The following is a 20104-nucleotide window of genomic DNA, read 5'->3' as shown; positions in this document are numbered from 1 at the left end:
CTCTAGCGTAAAGACACTCCGTAAGGCGATGACTTGCTCTTTTTCCCGAAGGACGGACCTTCATCGCTTGGCGATGAGCTTCCTAAACTAAGATCGTCATCTAAAAGCGAAGTGCCTGCGGTATTATCGACTTGATCCTGAAGCCCCGTTTTAGCACCCAGGGTAAGATCGGAATCCATATCCGAATTGGCACCACCCTGCGTGATGGGTCCCACGATGCGTTCAATAAGTTCTCGGCGAAGGTCTTTTGTTTTTTCGTTGGCCGTTGCGAGAATAGTCTGCGCTTGGGCTAAAGCTGCATCTTCACGACCCGCTGCCTTAAGGACTTGTGCATATTGCAGGCGCATACGCCAGTCGCCGGGATCGTGCTGCACGGCTTCGTAAGCTTTTGAAATCGCCTCATCGATGTTGCCTTGTTGCATGTAATAACGCGCCCATAGCATCGGTAGCGCTCGGTACTGGGGATCAATCTGCTCAGCTTCCTGCAATTTGGCTAGGCCGTGCTCATTCTCACCTTGCTGAAAATACAAAGCTGCAAGCGTTGCAAAACCTCCAGCAAACTTTGGACCTTTTTCAGTTGCCAGCGCTGCTTGTTTCATCGCTTCTTCAAAACGACCGTGAGCAAGCAGCACCGCTGCAAGCAAATCGTATCGAGGCGCCGATGGTTCAAGTTCGAGTGCAGCTTGAATATCCTTAAGCCCCTCCAACGAACCTGCCGCAGTCGCGATGACGCCATGCACCGTGCGCACAGAGGCCGAACGTGGATATAAAGCCAAGGCTTTTTCGGATAATACTAAGGCCTCTTTGGGATCATCCTCGTTCTGCAAAATTAGAAGAGCTTTTAGACTAAGCATTGCCGCTTCGACTTGAACATCATTGAGTACATGAAAGGATTGCTTATCGCGTGTGACGCGCTCGCCTAGATAGAGGTCATACAGGCTAAACGAATCACTATCCTTTGAATCGGAGTGAAGCGCAACCCCGTAATAGCCCACCTTTGCACTGGGATCGAGCGGCGGGCGCTTTTGATCGTCATCGGCGAAAGCAACAACCATGGCGCTCAGTCCTTTTTCTCGAAGCAGCGCTGAAACAAACACGGCTAACTCCAAAGGATAAAGAGAAAGCTCTTTCTCGTTGGCGTTGAGGAGCGATGCTGTGGCTGCTGCAGAAGAAATGGCTAGTGTTCTGCTACCTTGCCAAGGGAAGCGTCGTACCCTGCCCTCCGAAATCAATGAGCCAACTTGTTTGAGAAGTGATTGCACCAAGGCTTTCCGCTCAGAAACTTTACCTAGCATGTCATGGCTCGCTTTTTTGAGTGCAGCATTCGACGCCATTGCGCCCACAAATGCTTTATCAGGCACTCCCTTGTCGACAAAAAAAGCATGAAGCTTGGCAGTATCAAGTGGCTCCAAAGGCACGCTGCCCTTATCCCAGTTGCTTGAATCCGAAGGCTTTGCGATAAAGAAAAACACTGCAGTCGCTATGGCAACCACCACAAGTCCGAGTGAAGGCCATAGCCAAGGCGCTTTCTTCTTTGTCTGCTTGTCCGCGGAAAGAGGCTCAATCCCGTGAGTGCGCATACACTTTGGGCAGCGAAGCTGGGTATCATCAGTCTTAAAAAATGAGTGATCGCAATGAACACACAAAAAGCGTTTTTCTTGTTCTTTCATGGGCGAGTTCTATGTGCCATGTTGGCTACGCAAAAACCAGGCCTTTTCCACTATCTTTTTACTCTTTCGATTCAGGGTAAAAAAAGTTAAGTTTAGCGGAAAATAGACACTATTGGAGAGTTTGTAGGATGTGGTCCTTTATTCGTTTAGCAGCACGTCTTGCGCTGGCCCTACCATGGACCTTCGCTTGTCTATTTTATTTTGAACTTCGAGCGTTTTTTTCTCCAAAAAAGACCCTTGCCCTACGCGACCAGTACCTGCGCCTGTGGGGACGGGGTATTCTAAAACTGTTTGCCTTTCGCTATCGTTTTATTTTGCCTGAAACACCACTCAGCGGTTCGTTTCTGCTCGTAGCCAATCACCGGTCCGCGATGGACATCCCGGTACTTTTAGCTGTCTTCGGCGGAGTGCTTCTTTCACACCATGGCGTCATCGCTTGGCCCCTCTTTGGTTTTTGCGCAAGACGTGTGGGAACAGTTTTTGTAAACCGCGAAGATCGACATAGTGGCGCAAAAGCTATTCGAGCCATCAAGAAACGCTTGGATGCGGGAAACACTGTCATTATTTTTCCAGAAGGCACCACTTTTGAAGGAGATGAAGTACGGCCATTTCATACAGGTGCGCTCAGCGCGGCTAAACTCTCTGGAGTCCACATTCTTCCAGTAGGGATCTGCTACGATGAAGGCATAGCTTTTACAGATCGAAGCTTTGCGAGCTACCTAAAGCGTATTGGAAGGAAAAAAGAACTCGCTGTGACCGTCAACGTTGGTACTCCGCTTGAGATGACTGCTCCGACAACAGAAATCAAAGCTCGAGTGCACGGTGAAATTCAAAACTTAGTGCATCATGCACGCAGTATTCATTCAGAAGTGAGTGGGGTTTGACCTGGATTATCGATTCCCCAAGTCTGCTCTGGCATCTCCGTGGCTTCGTACCAATCTCCCCGATGATTTTCATCAAGGTCACGTTTGCGTTGAATGCTTGGCCCTTGCATCGTTACCGAACTGTGTTTCGAGTCATGCACTGCATTCAGATTGAAACTCTCATCAACAAAGCCTTCATTGGGGATGTCTAAATCTTCGCTGAGCCATTCATGGGCATTGGCAACAAGAGCAGCTTGCTTTTCACTTGCGGATGCAGCATTTCCCGTTGGAGCATCGGAGATCAATACCGCATCGATAAACTCCAAGGAGGCATCGTAGAGACTAAGAACATTGTCTGTGGCTACCAGACCTGTATCATCGAGATACATATCATATGCCGAATCCCGATTCATCGGATTTTGTTCTTCCGGATATTGCATCGGGTCATTGTATTCAGAATCAAGGGTGTTTGGATTGCACTTTGAATCGCTTGCATCGAAGTGAAGTAAAATGAAATCTCCTTTTTTTACAAAAAGGTTGTCAAAAACATAGGCGGTACTTCCTCGTTCTTTAAAAACAAAATCTTTGATCTCACCGCTTCGTATCACTCTCAACTCAACAAGATCACAACCGCTCGAAATATTGGCGTTCACCTCATTTATCAAAAGCAGCGCGGAACTCTGCGCAGATGGCAATGCGGCATCCACCTCCGCATCAACGCCTGCAAATGCAGCCTGAAAATTGGGACCATCATAAACACTGGCATCGCTGTCATCGATTGAGCCTGCTGAAGCGGCTCGGTCCAAGTTGCAATATGAACATGCTGCAAGCAACATGAGGTAAAGACTCAGCTTTTTATCCATGGGCTTCCTTTTTGGTTCCGTATCGACCGCTACGAGAGAAAGTTTCTTCGAAAGGCTCGATTTTCTCCTGCAAGGTCCTATAGTTTTCCCATGACGACCTTCGATTGTCTGACATGTGGAGCATGCTGCCGCACCGGAAGCGATGGACGAATTCTGGTGCCCGAGCAGGACATTGCGCGCTGGAAAGCTTCTGGCGAGACACATGTTTTGAAAAACTTAGTGCCCGGTCACTTTGGCTTGATGGCTTTTGCAAGCAAAGCCGATGGCAGCTGCGTGCACTTAGGCACCACGAGTTGCGAAAACGCCTGTCAGATCTATGACAAACGCGGCACTACCTGCCAAGAATTTCAAGCCGGTAGTTGGCAATGCCGCGAATTTCGTCGCGATTTCGGTATCGACTCTTGAGCAACGGCAATGGGTTTCAGCTAAATAGCTCGTCGAGATCGGCCTTCGTTAGACCCTTCATCGGACTGCCTTCGGTGCTTAGCACGTTGGAGACCAACTCCCGTTTTTTAGCTGAAAGTTCCAGAATCTTTTCTTCGACTGTGTTGCTTGCAATCAGACGATAGACGTTGACAACGCGAGTTTGACCAATGCGATGTGCGCGATCCGTGGCTTGATCTTCAACCGCGGGATTCCACCAGGGGTCAAAATGCACCACCGTATCGGCGCCAGTCAGGTTTAGACCGGTACCACCCGCCTTTAGAGACACCAAAAACACTGGAATCGAATCATCTTCGTTGAAGCGTTCAACCCGTTCTTGTCGATCCTTGGTTGAACCATCCAAGTACTCGTAGCTCACACCATCTTCATCGAGTGCGGCGCGAATCAACTTTAACATTTCGACAAACTGACTGAAGACCAGCACACGATGACCACCCGAGACTGCGTTTGACACAATCTCACGAAGCGCAGCCAACTTGCCGCTTTCGTCATGCTCCCAATCGCCCGTAAGTTTAAGCAAACGTGGGTCACAGGCAACTTGTCGCAACCGCGTTAGCGCTGCAAGGATCTGAATCTGAGCTTTGTTTACGCCCTTCTTTTCAACTTCACTAAGCACGCTCTTGCGGATTTCGCCAAGGATTTGCTTGTACAAGCGTGATTGCTCTTCAGCCAAAGGCACCACAATTTCCTGTTCAATTTTCGCAGGAAGGTCTTTGGCGACTTCGCTCTTGGTACGACGCATCACAAAAGGATGAATCACGGATCGAAGCTTCAGCGCGGCTTCTTCATCACCGCGATCGATAGGCTTAGCGAATTTTTCTTCAAAGGTTTTTAAGTCACCAAGCAAGCCAGGTGACACAAAATCAAAGATAGACCAAATCTCGCTAAGGCGATTTTCGATGGGGGTGCCAGTCATCGCCAAACGACGCTTACTGTGGAGCTTCTTCGCTGCACGGGATGTTGCACTCATGGGGTTTTTGATGTGCTGTGCCTCATCGAGAATGGCATAGTCCAGTTTGAGTTCTTCCAAAAACTCCTCATCACGCCTTAGCAAAGCATAACTGGTAATTACGATGTCTGCTTCTTTGGCTTCTTTTTTAAGCTTGTGACGATCGGGACCTTGCCACATCACTGATTTCAATCCCGGAGCAAACTTTTTTATTTCCTTGTTCCAGTTGGGGACGACCGATGTCGGAGCCACCACAAGAATGCTTATTTTACCTTTAGCTTGAGCTTTGAGCCAAGCAAACAAGGTGATGGCTTGCACGGTTTTTCCAAGACCCATGTCATCGGCAAGAATGCCGCCCGTGTTCATATTATGAAGAAACACTAGCCAGGAGAATCCATCCTTCTGATAAGGACGCAAGCTTGCTTTGACTGTACGCGGTTTAGGTACCGACTCGATTTGACCGATGTCTTCCAGCTTTCCAAAAAGCTTTTTAGCTGTAGGCGTTACTTTTTGTTCGCTGACCAAGCGCATCAAGTCTTGAACGCGCCCGGCCTGAGCAAGGGGAATTTTTGTGCCGGCTGAATCCGAAGCAATGATTTCAGCCATGCGCTCGAGAACCTGTCCGACTTCATCGACTTTGACTGGCGCATAGCTTCCGTCTTCAAGCTTCACCAAGTGTCGACCATGCTCAAGACAAGCACGCAGCTCAGCTTCACTTACCGCGACGCCATCAGCCGCAAAGCTCATGTCCAGACTAAGCCAATCGACACCACTGGATACTCGCATTTGCGGTACCACAGTGCCGTTGCGCACAGTCACATCGGTCAAGTCGTTGGGAACCAAACGTTCCCAGTCCGCAGGAAGTGTAGCCAGACCTTCGGTCCAAAACGCGATAGCATCTTCGTCTTTGAGGACGAGCGCATCATCGGCTTCGTTTGGTTCAGCTCCGAAATCGAGTATTTTTTGCACGGCCATCATCTCGGCACCGACATCACGCCGCAAGACACGTGGACGTCGACCACTGTGCTGAATGGCCAACGGCGCAGGAAAACCATTGACGGGCACATCAAACTCGAGATCATTGTAAGCCACTCGCAAGCGAACTTCCGCTTCAACGATGTCGCCACTGGCACGCAGCTGAAACCGAGCAGGTGCGTCAACCAAATCGGCCACTGGGCTAAGATCGGGCAGCTCTGTTCCTAAAGAAGCCGCAACTCGCGGTAAACGGTCTGACCCGCATTGGGCTCCAACTCAATCTTAGGCACAAGCACATCGTCGGCGAAACGTAGCTCCATCGACGCTGGCTCAAGCAACACCCGCCGGCCCCGAAGCGCCGAGAAAACCTCAGCGGCATCTTCGCCGCGCAATTCAGCCGTCGCTGGCGTACCGCGCGACGTATGGCGCCCAAGCAAACGAAGCAGTGGTCTGTCCGACGCTGAAACCGCATTAAAACTAGCCAAAGCCTCGGAAATCGGGACCGCCGAGCGTGTCCCCTCAAGAACTGGAGTCACCGAAATCGCAGCAGCCCTCACCGCTAGACGGTATTCAAAACGACAAGGCCTGCTCATCGCCTCCGAAGGCAGCCAAGTCTCAAGCCCTCCTCGATCCGCCCCCGCACCTGGACTCCGGCTCAGCCCCAACTGCCCAGGACTAAGCAGTTCAATCGGTCCTGCAGGCAAGGCAGTTGTCTCGTTGCCACGTTTGCGCTTTCGAGAACGCCGCCGCTTACCGTTACTTCGCAACTGGCTTTCGCTTGTTTGAGGTTCAGCGACGACAGCTTTAGGTCTCGGTGGCCTGACTTTGTCCCGCAACGCAACCAAAAGTGCCGCAACATGCTTGCAATGCCCCGTCGGACCCTTCCAGGCTGCGCAACTGCAACGCGAATTCACTTGGTTCTCGTCACTAAGATCCACACTGACTTCAATCGGTTGATCTTTCGCTTTGACCTTGCACTCGGCGTGCTGTTCGGTAAACGAAAGATCGCTTACACCGCCTCGCCGAGCGTACAAGCGTCCACGCAAAAAAGCGTTTCCGCCGACCTGTCGCTGAATCGCACGGTCAGAAAACTTAGCAATCACCGTACCCAAAGTAGCAGGATCGCTTTGTGGGTCATCGGGTTCTTGATCAATATCAATTGTAGGACTTTCAACCATAAGAGCACTGAGTCACGGGAAGATGTGCCAGCTTTTGTGGCACGATAGACGGGTTCGAATCTTTAACAACCGTCTAAATCTGCGGGGTTCGTGTTGTGAATCGTCTAGAAAGCCACCTTAAAAACATTCACCGGGTGGCATGCGCATTAGTCTACATAAATTAACTTAAGTCGCAAGCATTTAACGCACTGGCTTATAAAAGTCTATGAATTCCGCTTCCTCTATGGATCATGATGCAACGTTCCAATTGACTAAGGGCTGCCACTAGAGTCTCACTTCAATAACTTTATAAGGCGAAGCCTTAAGCGGAGCACAAGGAAAATCACAAGGGTCTGGCAAAGGATTCATTCCACTAATCTTTCGATGTGCATCGCCAGCAGCTTTGCGCAATTTGGCTGACATCTCCTTTAAAGTCATACCACTGAAGTTACTGCATGCCAAAAGCGTTCCTCCCGGAGCGAGAACGGAAAAACACTGCTCAGCAAGCTTTATGTAATCCTTCTTGGACGAATAACGACGTTTGCCCACCGATGAATAGGTAGGCGGATCTAAAATCACGACATCAAACAGCTCGCTGCGACGCACAAGGCGCTTGAGAAAAACGAACACATCGTCTGTGACAAAACGCTGTTGCTCCAAGCCAAGCCCAGCCAAGCGCACGTTATCCCTGCCCCACTCCAGCAAACGCTTTGAAGCATCGACGTGCCAAACCTCCGTGGCGCCACCATGACCTGCTGCCACCCCGAAAGCACAGGCATGCGAAAAAAGGTTGAGCACACGCTTGTCCCTACTAAGCTCAAAGACGCGCTTCCGGCTACGTCGTTGATCCAGATAAAGGCCCGTTCCCAAGCCGTCTCCAAGCCGCACCGTATAAGGCAGCCCATATTCCAAAACACTAAACTGCTCCGGGGCATCGTGGCCTCGCAAAGCTTGCTTGGGCGTCAGGCCAGCGCTCACCGCATCGGCAAGCTCATGTGCTTTTTGAACATGAACCTTTTTGTAAACACCTCGATAACCCAGAGCATCAAAACAATCTAGGAGCGCATTGATCTCGCTATCATCATGAACATCGTAGATGTGAGCCACCAACCAGTCTTTATAAACATCAAGCGCAAAACGTGAATCACCGTCGCCATCGCGATTGAACAAGCGAAACACCTCAGTTGCTTTTTCGCTTTGCTGTGATTTGACAATCCCCCATCGTCGATTTGCAGCACGCAATACAAGCTCTGTTGCATCTGTCTTCGGAAACTGAGTATCAGTGTTTTTGGCGAAGAAACTTTCAAAATCGGCAGGCTCTTTTAGTTCAAAACGCAGCGCTTTGCCGCTTATCGGATGCTGAAACGCAAGCTCCATTGCCTGCAAAAAAAGTCGGCACCCAGCTTCAGCCCCACAAAGCGCATCGCCCACAATCGGCATGCCCAAAGAAGCCAGTACGGCGCGAAGTGGATCGCTATATTCAGTCTCGATCTCGATGTCGAGCAAAGCATGATGAGCCGATTGTTTAACGCAATTTATCTTGCACAGCGCCTTTCTTGCAGAAGCAAAACGATGCGCTTTGACCACCGTCACGCCCCCTTTGCCGCGAGTCAGCCATTGCTCAACACGGCCAGTGAAAGGCTTTTTGTTGGCCTCTAGAGCCACCACAGCACGATAGCGTTCTTGAACGGTGCGTTTTTCAAACTGCTCACTCAACGAAGTCTGCGCTTCTTTGCTCAAGCTAAACACCATCAGACCCGAGCTTGCCTGACCGAGCCGTTGATGCACCCCGAGGAAGATATCGTCGAGGGCAGCTGAACTTTGTTCGGCCAACGCCCATTTGAGGCGAGTGGCAACATCGGCAGGAAAACCATCAGAAACTGCCAAAATTGGCATGTTTTCAGGCTTATTAATGACAATTATGTCATGATCGCGGTATACGATCTTGTCTTCGCTAAAGGCCTGCCACATCTGCTGCGCTTGATTCATAAAGCTAACTTCTCACCCCAAACCGGGCCTTCTCGCAAGCCGTTTTCGGCCCCATAGTCAAAAAGTTCAAGGAGCGTTATGCCCATGGATATGTCGACTTTGTTTCAAAAGCTAGCTCAGGACACGCAGCAGGGCATCCCCCTCGCTGAAGCCATGCGCCCGCAATCCTTTGATGACATCCTCGGACAGGACCATTTGCTGTCTAAAGAACGCGCCTTTCGACAAGCCGCCGAAAAAGGCAATCTGCGATCGGTGATTCTCTGGGGCCCGCCGGGTTGCGGGAAAACCACGCTCGCCCGCGCCTTAGCCACCCACACCGATGCCGGATTTGTCGATTTCAGTGCCGTCACTCAAGGCGTGCCACGCCTGCGCGAAATCATTGGCAAAGCCCAAGAAGATCTGGAATACCGCGCCAAGCGCACGATTTTATTTATCGACGAGATTCACCGTTTCAACAAAGGTCAGCAGGATGCACTGCTGCCACATGTTGAACGCGGCACAGTTTCTCTGATTGGTGCAACCACCGAAAACCCATCCTTTGCCATCAACGCTGCTCTTTTATCACGCTCCACCGTTCACCTCTTGCATCCACTTAGCGAGAAAGATTTACTTGCCATTCTTGAACGCGCGCTTTCCGATCCAAAACTAAGCCTCAGCCAGAGTGCTGTGCGCTTTTCAAAAGCTTGCCTTTTGCGTGTTGCCAAAGCTGCTGCAGGCGATGCACGTCGTGCACTGCAACATCTTGAAGCCTTAGCGCACTTTGCCAAAGATAAGAAGCTAAGCGACATCACCGAAGCGCATATTGACGAGACGCTTGGAAGCATTCGCTACGGCCACGACAAACAGGGCGAATCACATCACAACCTTACAAGCGCGCTTATCAAAAGCATGCGCGGCAGCGATCCCGATGCATCGATTTACTGGCTCATGCGCATGCTGGAAGCCGGGGAAGACCCACTTTTTATCATGCGACGCATGCTTATTTTTGCCAGCGAAGATATTGGAAATGCACATCCCTTGGCTCTGATGGTGGCAACTTCTTCGGATGCGATCCTGCAACGTGTCGGCATGCCCGAAGGAATCTTTGCGCTTTCGCAATGTTGTTTGTATCTCGCTACCGCTCCTAAATCCAACCGCTGTTATCAAGCCTTCAGCCACGCACGCGAGCTCATCAAAGAACACGGCCCACTGCCCGTGCCAATGCATCTACGCAACGCGCCCACGCCTTTGCTCAAAGACCTTGGCTATGGCAGCGGCTACCGTTATCCACATGATGAAGGCGGGTACGCAGCTGGAGTGGAATATCTGCCAGAAAAACTCAATGGAGTGCATTTCTACGAGCCTTCGGAGAATGGCTACGAAGCAAAAATCCGGGAAAGTCTTCAGCGGCTAAGGAACAAAGAGCCCAAATAGGGGCGCAATTTGGCTCGTGCATGTTAGCCTTAGATCATGACGTTAACGCCGCGGCTTCGATGGGCTCTCGCTTTTGCCATGCTATGTTTTGTACCTCTAGCCTCAAACGCACAAGCGCAATCAAAACGCCCATCGACTGGCTTTAGCGCAAAAGAACGCAAAGCACTGAAACTCGGAAAAAATGTATGTCGCAGCTACACGCGCAGGCAGGCTCAACTCAAACTGGTTGGCGGAACATGCTGGCAGCGCATTGCACGCCCAGCCGATGAACTGTGGCAGATACTCAATCACCCCAAACACTACGTCAGATGGCTTCCTGCGTTAAAAAGCGCAAAACTATTGCGCACGCGTGGTAAAACAAAACTCTTATACTTCCAGCATGAACACGGTTTGTTCAGCGGAGGATACGCTACCAACTTGAGCTACGATTCAAGCAAAAAGGAAGTAAGCTTCAAAGTGGATCCCTCGATCAAAGGCGTGCTGCGCGCTGGCTTTGGGTATTTTACTCTTCGTCCCATCGATGCCACGCATTGCCTACTCTCTTACGGGATTCTTGCCGATCTCGGCTCCGGTATTATCGCCGGCGTATTGCGCCCGGTGGTACATACCTGGATGCTGCGGGTTCCCCGAGAGCTCAAACGCTATGCCGAGAGCAGACGTCGCAGACGCCACTAACTTCCTGGCGGCGGTATTCTAACTCTATTAGCTTGAAATCATAAGGATTTTATCGAAAGAACATATCGGACTGGACAAGTACACTATTAGGTAGTACAAATAACACACATTTCCCATCGTTTAAATGTACAATAGGAGTTCGATATGAGTTTACAACTAGGAAATACGGCGCCGGACTTTTCGGCTCAAAGCCAACAAGGCACGATTAATTTTCATTCTTGGGCTGCCGATAACTGGGTCGTCCTGTTTTCGCACCCGGCAGATTACACGCCTGTGTGCACCACAGAGCTTGGCTCAGTAGGACGCTTGCAAGATGAGTTCAAAAAACGCAACACAAAAACCATTGCCCTAAGTGTCGATCCTGTCGATTCACACAAAGGCTGGATCAAAGACATCGAAGAGACTCAAAACATTACGCTTTCCTATCCTATCATCGCCGATGAGAAGCAAGAAGTCTCAAAGTTGTACGGGATGATTCACCCGGACACAAACGCAAAGCTAACCGTACGTTCTGTCTTCTTCATTGACCCAAGTAAGAAGATTCGCGCAATCATTACTTACCCGCCGAGCACCGGGCGAAACTTTTATGAAGTGTTGCGGGTGATTGATTCGTTGCAGCTCACCGACACCTATCAGGTCGCGACCCCAGTCGACTGGAAAGATGGCGACGACGTGGTAATTGCACCTTCGTTGCAAGATCCTGAGCTTCTTAAAGAGAAGTTTCCAAAAGGATACACTGAAATCAAACCCTACTTGCGAATTACGCCTCAACCAAATCGCTAATGTAAACACAGTCGTGCTGCGGGTCCCACGATCCGCAGCGCGACCGCTTGCTTAGCGCACTTTCTACTCAATTGATTCGACTCTCGCCTGCTCGTCGGGTGTTCTCTTAAGCGCTTTAGACTTCAGACAACCATTTTGCGATGTCTTTATCCTCAGGCACGCCTCCTTTATGCACAAGCTTACCGTCAATCATCACGGCAGGCGTTGTGATAATACCTCGAGTAGCAATGGCGACTGGGTCATTTACTTTCTGGATATCAACAGGAACATCCATCTTAGTCGCCATTTGACGAATACTTTCTTCGGTGCTCACGCATTTTTTGCAACCCGTTCCGAAGACTTCGATTTTTTTCATAGCAGTTCTCCTATCAACCAAAGAAACCATTGAACAGATAGCCAATGGCTATAAAAGCAACACTCAAATACGCAACAAAGAAGATCAGCATTTGCGGCTTGAGCACTTTGCGCAAAATCAACAGCTCAGGCAACGAAATAGCCACCGTGCTCATGATAAAAGCCAGAGTTGTTCCGACAGGCAAGCCTTTTTGAATGAGAACCTCTGCAACCGGCACCGCGCCCGTCACATTGGAATAGAGGGGAATCGCAACAAGCACGGAAAGGGGCACGGCCCAGATATGCTGAGCACTTGCATGCTTGATAAACCACTCTTGCGGCACATAACCATGGATTACAGCTCCAAGACCAACGCCAAGCAGAACATAAAGCCAAACGCGCTTGAGAATATCTCTTGTTTCATGCCATGCCAGCCTAAGACGAGTCTGCAGAGTTAGCTTGCTCTCTTGCAAGCTCTGATCGGGGGCTTCTACTTGCAGAACAAAACCTTCTACCCATCGCTCGAGTTTGAAAAGATCAACCAGCACACCGCCGAGGATGCCAACAGCCATTCCGGAAAGCACATAGAGCGCCGTAAACTGCCAACCAATTGCTTCTCCAAATAGAATCACCGCTACTTCGTTAACCATTGGTGAAGTCACTAAAAATGCCATGGTCACACCAATCGGAATGCCCGCACTTACAAAGGCTATGAACAATGGAATCGAAGAGCAGGAACAAAAAGGCGTAATGGCCCCGAGCAGCACCGCCATAAGGTAGGCCAGGCTTTTAGGCTTACCCTGCAGCCAGCCTCGTACAGCTTCAGGAGAAATCCATGAGCGAAAGATGCCCACAAAAAACATAAGCAAGGTCAACATCACGAATATCTTACTGGTGTCTTCGATGAAAAAATGAAGCGATTCGGTGCCGCTGACATCCTGAGGCAGAGATAGCAAACCGTAGACCAACCAGTCCGCGAGCTTTGTAAAAACGCTAAACATTAAAATCAGTGTACTTTCTATCTACGCTTTGAAGCGTAAGCCTTTTTCGAAAACCCTAACAGCAACTCGATTGCTTTTTAGTCTTCGGCATGCAACACGCGCTATTGTCATGACTTTCGCTAGAAAAAAGCTCTGCATCTTCCATGGTCTGATAAGTCTCCCATGCAACACCAGACGGATCAGTAAGCCAACTTTTCTCCGAGCGAGCATAACAGCATACAGACTCGCCTTCATGTCGCAGCGCTAAACCTGCCTGTTCTGCCTGTTCACGCATCGCCTCAAGTTCCGATGCGTCTTCAGCTTGAATGCCTAAGTGATCAACGCCTAAAACATTGGCCCGGGTCGATATGGCAAAGTTGAGTTTTGGGTCCTCTAGCATCCATTTTGCATAATCGCTTTTGCTTTTGCTTGGTTTTACGCCAAACAGAGCGCTATAAAATTGGATGGCCTGCTCGAGGTTTTCAACCCCAACGTGTATATGAATTCGTTTCATCGTTTCTCCTTTTTTCCATTACAGCACGCAGCTAGCTCAATAACTTCGCAGCCCTTCTTTCGATCTTCACGCACACTGGCAAAATTCACACTGCAGCAGTCTTTGACGAGAAATGAGATCAGGTCGCGCATGAGTGCAAAATTAGCCGAGTAAATAATAGAACGACCCTGCCTTCGAGAACGAATCACACCGGCATTGGCCATGTGACTCAGATGAAAAGACATGGTGTTTTGCGGAGTTCCCAATGCCTCACTCAGCTGACCTGCCGGCAATCCTTCCTCGCCGGCCTCGACCAACATACGAAAGGCTTTCATGCGTGTTTCTTGCGAAAGCGCATCAAAAACAATGACCGACTCATTTATATCCATATTTCCAGAATAATCGATATTAAATAAAAATCAAGCGTTCATTTCAAAACCAATTAACAAGAACTGTCTGGAAAAGAGACGCACAAATTGGTCAGCAGCCTCGTGGATTTGAACCTGGAAGACATAAATGGTAGAGAATATACATAAGTTGTTACGGCTTAATCGTAACACTGCCATTTCGACCTGGTTGGCTTTGGCCCTATGGGCCCTCACGAATCGACTAGGTGCAGTAGGCAGCAACCAAGCTGTATGGACAAGCAAAAACACTGCTTATCCGTGCAGAGCCGTAATGCAATCACATAAATAAAGGAGAATGCTATGCAAGATTTCCGACCTGTAACCCGTGTAGAACTAGATAAGATCAAAGACGATCTGCAACGCATGCGAGACGAACTGCAGCTGAAGGCCCATCTTGGCAGTAAAGAGTTTCAGGATAGTTTTGAAAAATTAAAAAAACGCACTAGCGAACTCGAACAACAAGTAAGAGACATTGCTGATGATAAACGCATCGAACTTAAAGCTTCTATGCTTAAAGCAAAATCTAAATTTGAATCGCTAAAAGCCAAGCTGCCAAACTAGTGTTCGCTTAAGAAAGTAGCGAGCCAAAATCACAAAGTGAAGAGGTAGCTGTCTAGGGTCATGGCCTTCGCTACGCATCCAATACGATGCGATAGCGGGCTTTGCCCGCCCTAAGATGCTCGAAAGCATCATTAATTTTCGCCATCGGAAAATGTTCCGTAACCGCTGCGATGCCATGGCGTGCACAAAACTCCAACATTCTCGTCGTGGTTGCAGGTGCGCCAAGCGGAGAGCCTGAAACACTGCGCTGAGCACCAATAAGAGAAAATGCTGGAATACTCATCGGCGTAGGGATAGCGCCCACCGTATGAAACCGTCCTTTGGGGGCAAGAGTGCCAAGATAACTAGGCCAGTCAAGTTCCACGTTAACAGTTGAAAGAATGAAGTCGAAGCTACCGGCAGCTTTTTCAAGAGCAGAGCTATCTTTGCTGTTGATCACGTGATGAGCACCCATGCTAAGTGCTTCAGCTTCCTTGGCAGGATTAGACGAAAAAGCAGTCACTTCGCAACCCCACTTATTCAAAAACTGCAAAGCCAGATGACCAAGTCCGCCCACGCCAAGAACAGCAACACGATCGGTAGGCTTAACATCAAACTCAACAATCGGATTAAACACAGTAATGCCACCACAAAAAAGAGGGCCTGCCTTTGCTGCGTCAAGATCTGTAGGAAGCTCAATAGCCCATTCGGCATTGCAACGCACTCGATCGGCAAAGCCCCCGTGTCGACCTAAAATGGTACTTTCCGCACTTGGGCAAAGATTGTGGTTACCGCTCATGCATTGCAGACAGTGCATGCAGCTCCCACTAAACCAACCCAAACCAACGATTGCTCCGATATCAAGGTGTTTGACATGATCGCCACGTGCAATGACTTCACCAATAACTTCATGCCCAGGAACGACAGGATACTGACTAAAGCCCCATTCGTTATCCGCGATGGAAATATCTGAATGGCAGAGCCCACAGCTATGCACTTTAATTTCAACTTGCTCAGGGCGAAGTTCACCGGGCTCATATTCAAAGGGCTTAAACTCACCCTTAGCTTCGTTTGCTGCATAGGCCTTAATCATGACAGTGCCTCCTAAAGGATCCAGGACAAGCGCAGATTTAGCACGATTGCTTGATACTGCCTAGAAGGCCTTCAAAGACGCAAAGCTATTCTTTCGTGCGTTGGCCTACAAAACCTGAATCTCGATCGCGAAAAAGAACATTGAAAGTGGTAAGCGAACCGTAACAACCTGTGACGTATTGTTGGAGCTGCACTTTTTCACCATCGGTTAGCTTCTTGTTCGCGTTGATTTTGGACTCAAGCACCCGGAGCTTGTCACGAATCATCACAACTTTATGAAACAAGGCATCCAAGGGGATTTCTTTTTCCTGCACTCCTTCTTTGCCTGGTTTGAGCACAATACTTCCACCACGCCAACGCTCAGCAAGATCCACATCATCAAGACCTAGCTCTTCGCGCAAAACATCACGCAATACCTCACGAAATTCTTCCGTGTCCATATCAATTCCTATCTCCTTTGGCAGCACGCGTTTGACCGCCGCTGGCATAGCTGCATGCCTGTGCGTGGCGCTCTTTTTCTTTGAGCTTACGTTCCACGCGCTTCCGAAAGCCTTGTAGCTCGAGCAAGTGGCTGTCTCCGGTAGGGTCTTTCCGCCTTGAGTTAAACGACACTTATCGCTGCTACGACCTGACTCATCCGTATGCAGAGGTATAAAATACGAGCAACTACCACAGCGACCAGCTAAATCGGAAACCACAGCTTGATTATAGCCATCTGTCGACGAGCGGCTAGTTTTGCGACGACGATTTCCTACAATGCCTGTTCAACCAAGGCTTCCGGAAGCAGTCTGGACGGCTCACCGGTCGTGGTGACCCACAACTGATAAGCCGCACGTGTCGCCGCGATGTGCAAGAGATGTCGAGCGTCATCCTCTTGCGGGTAAACCGCTGCAGAAACCTCCAGTAAGACAACGTAGTCAAACTCAAGACCTTTCACCTGGTGAACGTCGGTTACATCGACACCCGGTCGGAAGGAAAAGTCCTGGTCGGCCACCCGACGCAGATTTGGTACTTCCGAATTTTTCAGACCGTCAAAATACAGATCGGCCTGCTCAGGATAACGCGCGATGACAGCAATAGAACTTAAGGGCTCACGCTGCACAACCTCACGAATCGCCTCCCCGATAAAGCCAACAGCATCTCCTGGATGGGAGAACTTGAACAACTCCACGGGTGCGCCGCTTTTAGTAGCTTGTCCTGGCTCCTCATTGACTAAGGGCCCCAATACATGTTGCGCGAACTCCATAATTTCATGCGTCGAACGATAGGAAAGTTTCAAAGGCTCAACTTCGACATGAGAGAGTCCAAGTTGGGAAAAAACCTTCTTCCATGACGTAAAGCCGTTGTCCATGAAAACACGCTGTGCAACATCGCCAGCGAAGGTCATGCTCTGCTTTTTGCTCACCGTGTTATGCACAACGGCAAGTTCAACCGGACTAAGGTCCTGCGCTTCGTCAACCAGAACATGCTCGTAACGCAGCTCTTCTTTGCGATGTCGCAGCGGTCCCTGCAGCCGCTGCATCAAACGAAGAAACAGGGCATCGTCTTCACGATCAAGCAGCGCGTGGTCGTTCTCTATCTGTCCATCAATGCCAGTTTGACGATCGTTTTCATCGTCATCTGAAAAATTAGCGCGATCACTACGGTCCCTAATTTCTTGTTCCTTGGCTTCTACTTCTTGGGCGACTAGCTCACAGTGTCGAACAACCCATCGATGAGCAGTGCTAAGCTCACCTTTTTCAAAGGCTTGGGGATCATCTTCATCTAGAAGTGATTGAATACGCCGCTGATCGCCCAAAATATCCGACCAGGCCTCTAGTGTGTCGAACGATTTACCGCGATAACGATCGACAAGCTGCTTGAGATGCAGTCGATCAGCACGCTGCAAAGGACAATCCTTCTTCAAAAGCCATTTTTGCAGATAGTCTAGGCGTGCACCCACCGGCATGCGTGGGAAGCGCTGCCATATCGGCAATGCGTACTCATCGACAGCAGCTTTTGACACCTGCTCATTGATCTCTCGCTCAAAATTGTTAGCCAGCTGCTCGGTGAAACCGTCAATAAGCCTAAGCATGATGGGATGCTTCTTTAGTCGAGTGACGACAGCGGGAGTCTCATCACTGTATTCTTTGGGAAGCAACGGAAGGTGAGCTGAACGAAGTTTTGATGCCCATGAACCAAAGGTTACGACCGGAACACCTTCGATACCCAAAGCCGGCAAAACCTTTGACATGTAACGCGCAAGCGCGCGGTTAAAAACGACCACAAGCATCTTATCCGCCCGAAAACGGTTCGGATCTTGAAAGGCCAAATAAGCCATGCGATGCAAGCCAATCGTTGTTTTGCCGCTACCGGCTCCACCTTGAATGACAATGACGCCTGCATCCGGGCGGGTAATCAGTTCGAACTGTTGTGGATCAATAAGTGCCGTAATCTCTGGCAAGAAACGATCGGCTCGACCATCACCATCAACTCCGATACCCAATTGACCAGGTTTATGATGACTCTCCGGACGGAGCGCGATGCCCTGACCACCGTGAAGCTGAATAAATTCATGCGGAACTTCGCGCCACTCACCATGAGCGCTTTTAACAAAAGTCGACTTCGGAGTCGTAATGCGCCTTAGCACACCATTATTGATGGCAAGGCTACGCCGTAAAAGCACATCACCTTCCACGACACGCCCACCGAAATCTTCTTCGTAATCATCTCCTTCATCATAACGATAGTAGATGCGACTAACCGGAGCATTGCGCCAGTCGACGATGCGTATCCCTGTCCTTGAATCAAGGTAGGTACTCCGACCGATAAGCACTTCTCGCTTCTTATCGTCCTCTTCTAGAATCATGCGTGCAAAATATGGTGATGCAGGATTGACGTGACCCGCAGTGACCTGTGCGCGACGAGCAGCAACTTGCTGTAGACGCTCCATCTCTTCGATAAGAGGCGGGACGTCTTCAAGACGCGCACTATTGATTTGATCACGAAGGTCAATTAGCTCTTTGTCGTAGTCGATTGGACTGGAAGGCCGAGTATTGCGATGTACTTGTAGATGAGTTTTAAATCGCCTAAGGACTTTCTCTTCTTCTTCGACTACAGTAAATGTCTTTGTATTATTATTGCCTTGTTGCTGCATGATTTCAGCCATACCTAGTTTGCATTTTCAACATTGCGACGAAGGACATACACTCCACGTGCATCCGCGATAATTTCCTCTGGTTTTTCCTCATGAAAAGCCTGGACCGACGCCACCCCAACTCGCCCACCCACTCGCAAGACCTGGGCGCGCGCAAAGACATCAAGCGACTGGCCTGGTTTTAGATAATCCACGCGCAAATCAATGGTAGCAACCCGACTGTTTGCACCTAAGACGGTCCAGACTGCTGCCCCACCGGTTACGTCCATGAGAGCCGAAAGCACACCTCCGTGCAAGGCAGGCTTGGTGAAGTCTCCAACAAACTCGGGACGAAAAGGAATTTTTAGTTCGGCATAGCCCTTTTTTAAGCTTCGAACCTCGATGCCTAACATTTTGTTAAAAGGAATCATCTCCGTCATGACTTTTTCGAGTAATTCGTATTTTGGGTCCACGCTAAGCATAAGCAGTTTGCTTTACCATGTTTTAAAGAGCCTTGCACCAGCCCTTGCACAGACTTATCCTTTGATCCAATCTCCCCCAAAATAGAAACCCAGCTCAAAAGAACGGCGGTTTGCGATGCCAAGAGAACGTCAACTTCACGTGATCAACCATCCTCTTATTACGCATAAACTTTCCATCATGCGTGACCGAGAAACAAGTACGCGTTCCTTTCGGCAGTTGCTGCAAGAAATAAGCATGCTTTTGGGTTACGAAATCACTCGGGATATGCCTCTGACGGATCGCGAGGTTCACACGCCACTAACCAAAACAAACGCACCCGTTCTCGAGGGAAAAAAGCTTGTACTCATTGCAATCATGCGTGCAGGTATTGGTCTATTGGACGGTATGCTTCAAATTATTCCTTCGGCACGAGTCGGTCACATCGGCCTTTACCGTGACCCTCAAACGCTTGAAGCCGTTGAATACTACTTTAGACTTCCTGGTAGCCTAGAAGACCGGGACGCTGTGCTTCTTGATCCGATGTTAGCCACCGGACACTCAGCAGTCGCCGCTGTAGACCGCATCAAGAAAGAAAAACCGCGTTCCATCAAGTTCGTGTGTTTACTCGCAGCGCCTGAAGGCATTAGTCACTTTCACGAGCAGCACCCTGATGTACCCATCTACACACCCGCTGTGGATGAACGTCTTAACGATCACGGATACATCGTGCCTGGCCTAGGTGACGCCGGAGATCGCCTCTTCGGCACCAAGAACCACTAGTACAGGTGGGAGACGACAAGACTAAGCAATCTGCCTAGTGCAGTGACTAAAGCGTACCCAGTCATTCGTTGACAAAAGTCAGCAGTTAACAAAAAAGTACACGAACACGAGGACAAAGCTA

The 20104-nt window shown here is 49.6% G+C and carries 20 protein-coding genes; 7 read left to right on the top strand and 13 right to left on the bottom strand.

All coding sequences use genetic code 11. The features are described 5' to 3' along the window. Positions 1-2: 2 nt before the first annotated feature. Entirely contained in the window at positions 3-1670 is a 1668-nt protein-coding gene (locus tag IPJ88_08275; protein ID QQR91690.1) for a tetratricopeptide repeat protein, read from the bottom strand. Positions 1671-1798: 128 nt separating this feature from the next. On the opposite strand from IPJ88_08275, the gene IPJ88_08270 reads away from it, so the two are divergent. After that, positions 1799-2554, top strand: a complete 756-nt coding sequence (locus IPJ88_08270) for a 1-acyl-sn-glycerol-3-phosphate acyltransferase (protein ID QQR91689.1) — start codon at positions 1799-1801, stop codon at positions 2552-2554. Here the strand turns inward: IPJ88_08270 and IPJ88_08265 are convergent. After that, the gene (locus IPJ88_08265) at positions 2530-3396 is read right to left on the bottom strand and encodes a hypothetical protein (GenBank protein QQR91688.1); all 867 of its coding nucleotides are present in this window, start codon (positions 3394-3396) and stop codon (positions 2530-2532) included. The genes IPJ88_08270 and IPJ88_08265 overlap by 25 nt on opposite strands. Before the next feature lie 90 nt (positions 3397-3486). On the opposite strand from IPJ88_08265, the gene IPJ88_08260 reads away from it, so the two are divergent. Further along, positions 3487-3801, top strand: a complete 315-nt coding sequence (locus IPJ88_08260; protein ID QQR91687.1) for a YkgJ family cysteine cluster protein — start codon at positions 3487-3489, stop codon at positions 3799-3801. A gap of 16 nt (positions 3802-3817) precedes the next feature. On the opposite strand, the gene IPJ88_08255 is transcribed toward IPJ88_08260, so the two are convergent. The 3 genes from IPJ88_08255 to IPJ88_08245 form a co-directional block, all read right to left on the bottom strand. Then, complete coding sequence (locus tag IPJ88_08255) at positions 3818-5962, bottom strand: DEAD/DEAH box helicase family protein (GenBank protein QQR91686.1); 2145 nt, start codon at positions 5960-5962, stop codon at positions 3818-3820. Between the two features lie 26 nt (positions 5963-5988). Then, positions 5989-6942 carry a hypothetical protein gene (locus IPJ88_08250; GenBank protein QQR91685.1) on the bottom strand — a complete coding sequence of 318 codons (954 nt, stop codon included), beginning with the start codon at positions 6940-6942 and terminating at the stop codon, positions 5989-5991. Positions 6943-7206: 264 nt separating this feature from the next. Beyond that, the gene (locus IPJ88_08245; GenBank protein QQR91684.1) at positions 7207-8910 is read right to left on the bottom strand and encodes a class I SAM-dependent methyltransferase; all 1704 of its coding nucleotides are present in this window, start codon (positions 8908-8910) and stop codon (positions 7207-7209) included. A gap of 90 nt (positions 8911-9000) precedes the next feature. Between IPJ88_08245 and IPJ88_08240 the strand changes: the two genes are divergently transcribed. From IPJ88_08240 to IPJ88_08230, 3 genes are all read left to right on the top strand, one after another. Beyond that, positions 9001-10323: a replication-associated recombination protein A gene (locus IPJ88_08240; GenBank protein QQR91997.1), complete on the top strand. Its 1323-nt coding sequence runs from the start codon at positions 9001-9003 to the stop codon at positions 10321-10323. A gap of 36 nt (positions 10324-10359) precedes the next feature. Next, positions 10360-10998 (top strand): hypothetical protein, encoded by a 639-nt coding sequence (locus tag IPJ88_08235; protein ID QQR91683.1) that lies wholly within the window; start codon positions 10360-10362, stop codon positions 10996-10998. A gap of 144 nt (positions 10999-11142) precedes the next feature. Further along, positions 11143-11781, top strand: a complete 639-nt coding sequence (locus tag IPJ88_08230) for a peroxiredoxin (protein QQR91682.1) — start codon at positions 11143-11145, stop codon at positions 11779-11781. Positions 11782-11896: 115 nt separating this feature from the next. On the opposite strand, the gene IPJ88_08225 is transcribed toward IPJ88_08230, so the two are convergent. Genes IPJ88_08225 through IPJ88_08210 form a run of 4 tightly spaced genes read right to left on the bottom strand, consistent with a single transcriptional unit; the run spans position 11897 to position 13976 of the window. Next, positions 11897-12136 (bottom strand): thioredoxin family protein, encoded by a 240-nt coding sequence (locus IPJ88_08225; GenBank protein QQR91681.1) that lies wholly within the window; start codon positions 12134-12136, stop codon positions 11897-11899. Between the two features lie 13 nt (positions 12137-12149). After that, positions 12150-13115, bottom strand: a complete 966-nt coding sequence (locus IPJ88_08220) for a permease (protein QQR91680.1) — start codon at positions 13113-13115, stop codon at positions 12150-12152. Between the two features lie 55 nt (positions 13116-13170). Continuing rightward, on the bottom strand, positions 13171-13608 hold the full coding sequence (locus tag IPJ88_08215; GenBank protein QQR91679.1) for a glyoxalase/bleomycin resistance/dioxygenase family protein: 438 nt from the start codon (positions 13606-13608) through the stop codon (positions 13171-13173). After that, positions 13605-13976 carry a helix-turn-helix transcriptional regulator gene (locus tag IPJ88_08210; GenBank protein ID QQR91678.1) on the bottom strand — a complete coding sequence of 124 codons (372 nt, stop codon included), beginning with the start codon at positions 13974-13976 and terminating at the stop codon, positions 13605-13607. Before IPJ88_08210 ends, IPJ88_08215 begins: the two co-directional genes overlap by 4 nt. A 318-nt stretch (positions 13977-14294) precedes the next feature. Between IPJ88_08210 and IPJ88_08205 the strand changes: the two genes are divergently transcribed. Beyond that, a complete protein-coding gene (locus IPJ88_08205; protein ID QQR91677.1) occupies positions 14295-14555 on the top strand; it encodes a hypothetical protein in 261 nt (86 codons plus the stop codon). A gap of 70 nt (positions 14556-14625) precedes the next feature. Here the strand turns inward: IPJ88_08205 and IPJ88_08200 are convergent, their stop codons facing one another. The 4 genes from IPJ88_08200 to IPJ88_08185 form a co-directional block, all read right to left on the bottom strand. Next, the gene (locus tag IPJ88_08200) at positions 14626-15627 is read right to left on the bottom strand and encodes an NAD(P)-dependent alcohol dehydrogenase (protein QQR91676.1); all 1002 of its coding nucleotides are present in this window, start codon (positions 15625-15627) and stop codon (positions 14626-14628) included. 85 nt (positions 15628-15712) lie between these two features. Continuing rightward, a complete protein-coding gene (locus IPJ88_08195; protein QQR91675.1) occupies positions 15713-16324 on the bottom strand; it encodes a hypothetical protein in 612 nt (203 codons plus the stop codon). A gap of 53 nt (positions 16325-16377) precedes the next feature. Next, complete coding sequence (locus IPJ88_08190) at positions 16378-18774, bottom strand: UvrD-helicase domain-containing protein (GenBank protein ID QQR91674.1); 2397 nt, start codon at positions 18772-18774, stop codon at positions 16378-16380. Positions 18775-18776: 2 nt separating this feature from the next. Then, positions 18777-19223 carry a hotdog fold thioesterase gene (locus tag IPJ88_08185; protein ID QQR91673.1) on the bottom strand — a complete coding sequence of 149 codons (447 nt, stop codon included), beginning with the start codon at positions 19221-19223 and terminating at the stop codon, positions 18777-18779. A 115-nt stretch (positions 19224-19338) separates the two neighbouring features. Between IPJ88_08185 and upp the strand changes: the two genes are divergently transcribed. Next, a complete protein-coding gene (gene upp / locus IPJ88_08180; protein QQR91672.1) occupies positions 19339-19983 on the top strand; it encodes a uracil phosphoribosyltransferase in 645 nt (214 codons plus the stop codon). The last annotated feature ends 121 nt before the right edge of the window (positions 19984-20104 follow it).

The sequence above is a fragment of the Myxococcales bacterium genome, from assembly GCA_016699535.1.
In the GTDB taxonomy this organism is placed as follows: domain Bacteria; phylum Myxococcota_A; class Polyangia; order Polyangiales.
This window is presented reverse-complemented; position numbering and strand designations above follow the sequence as displayed.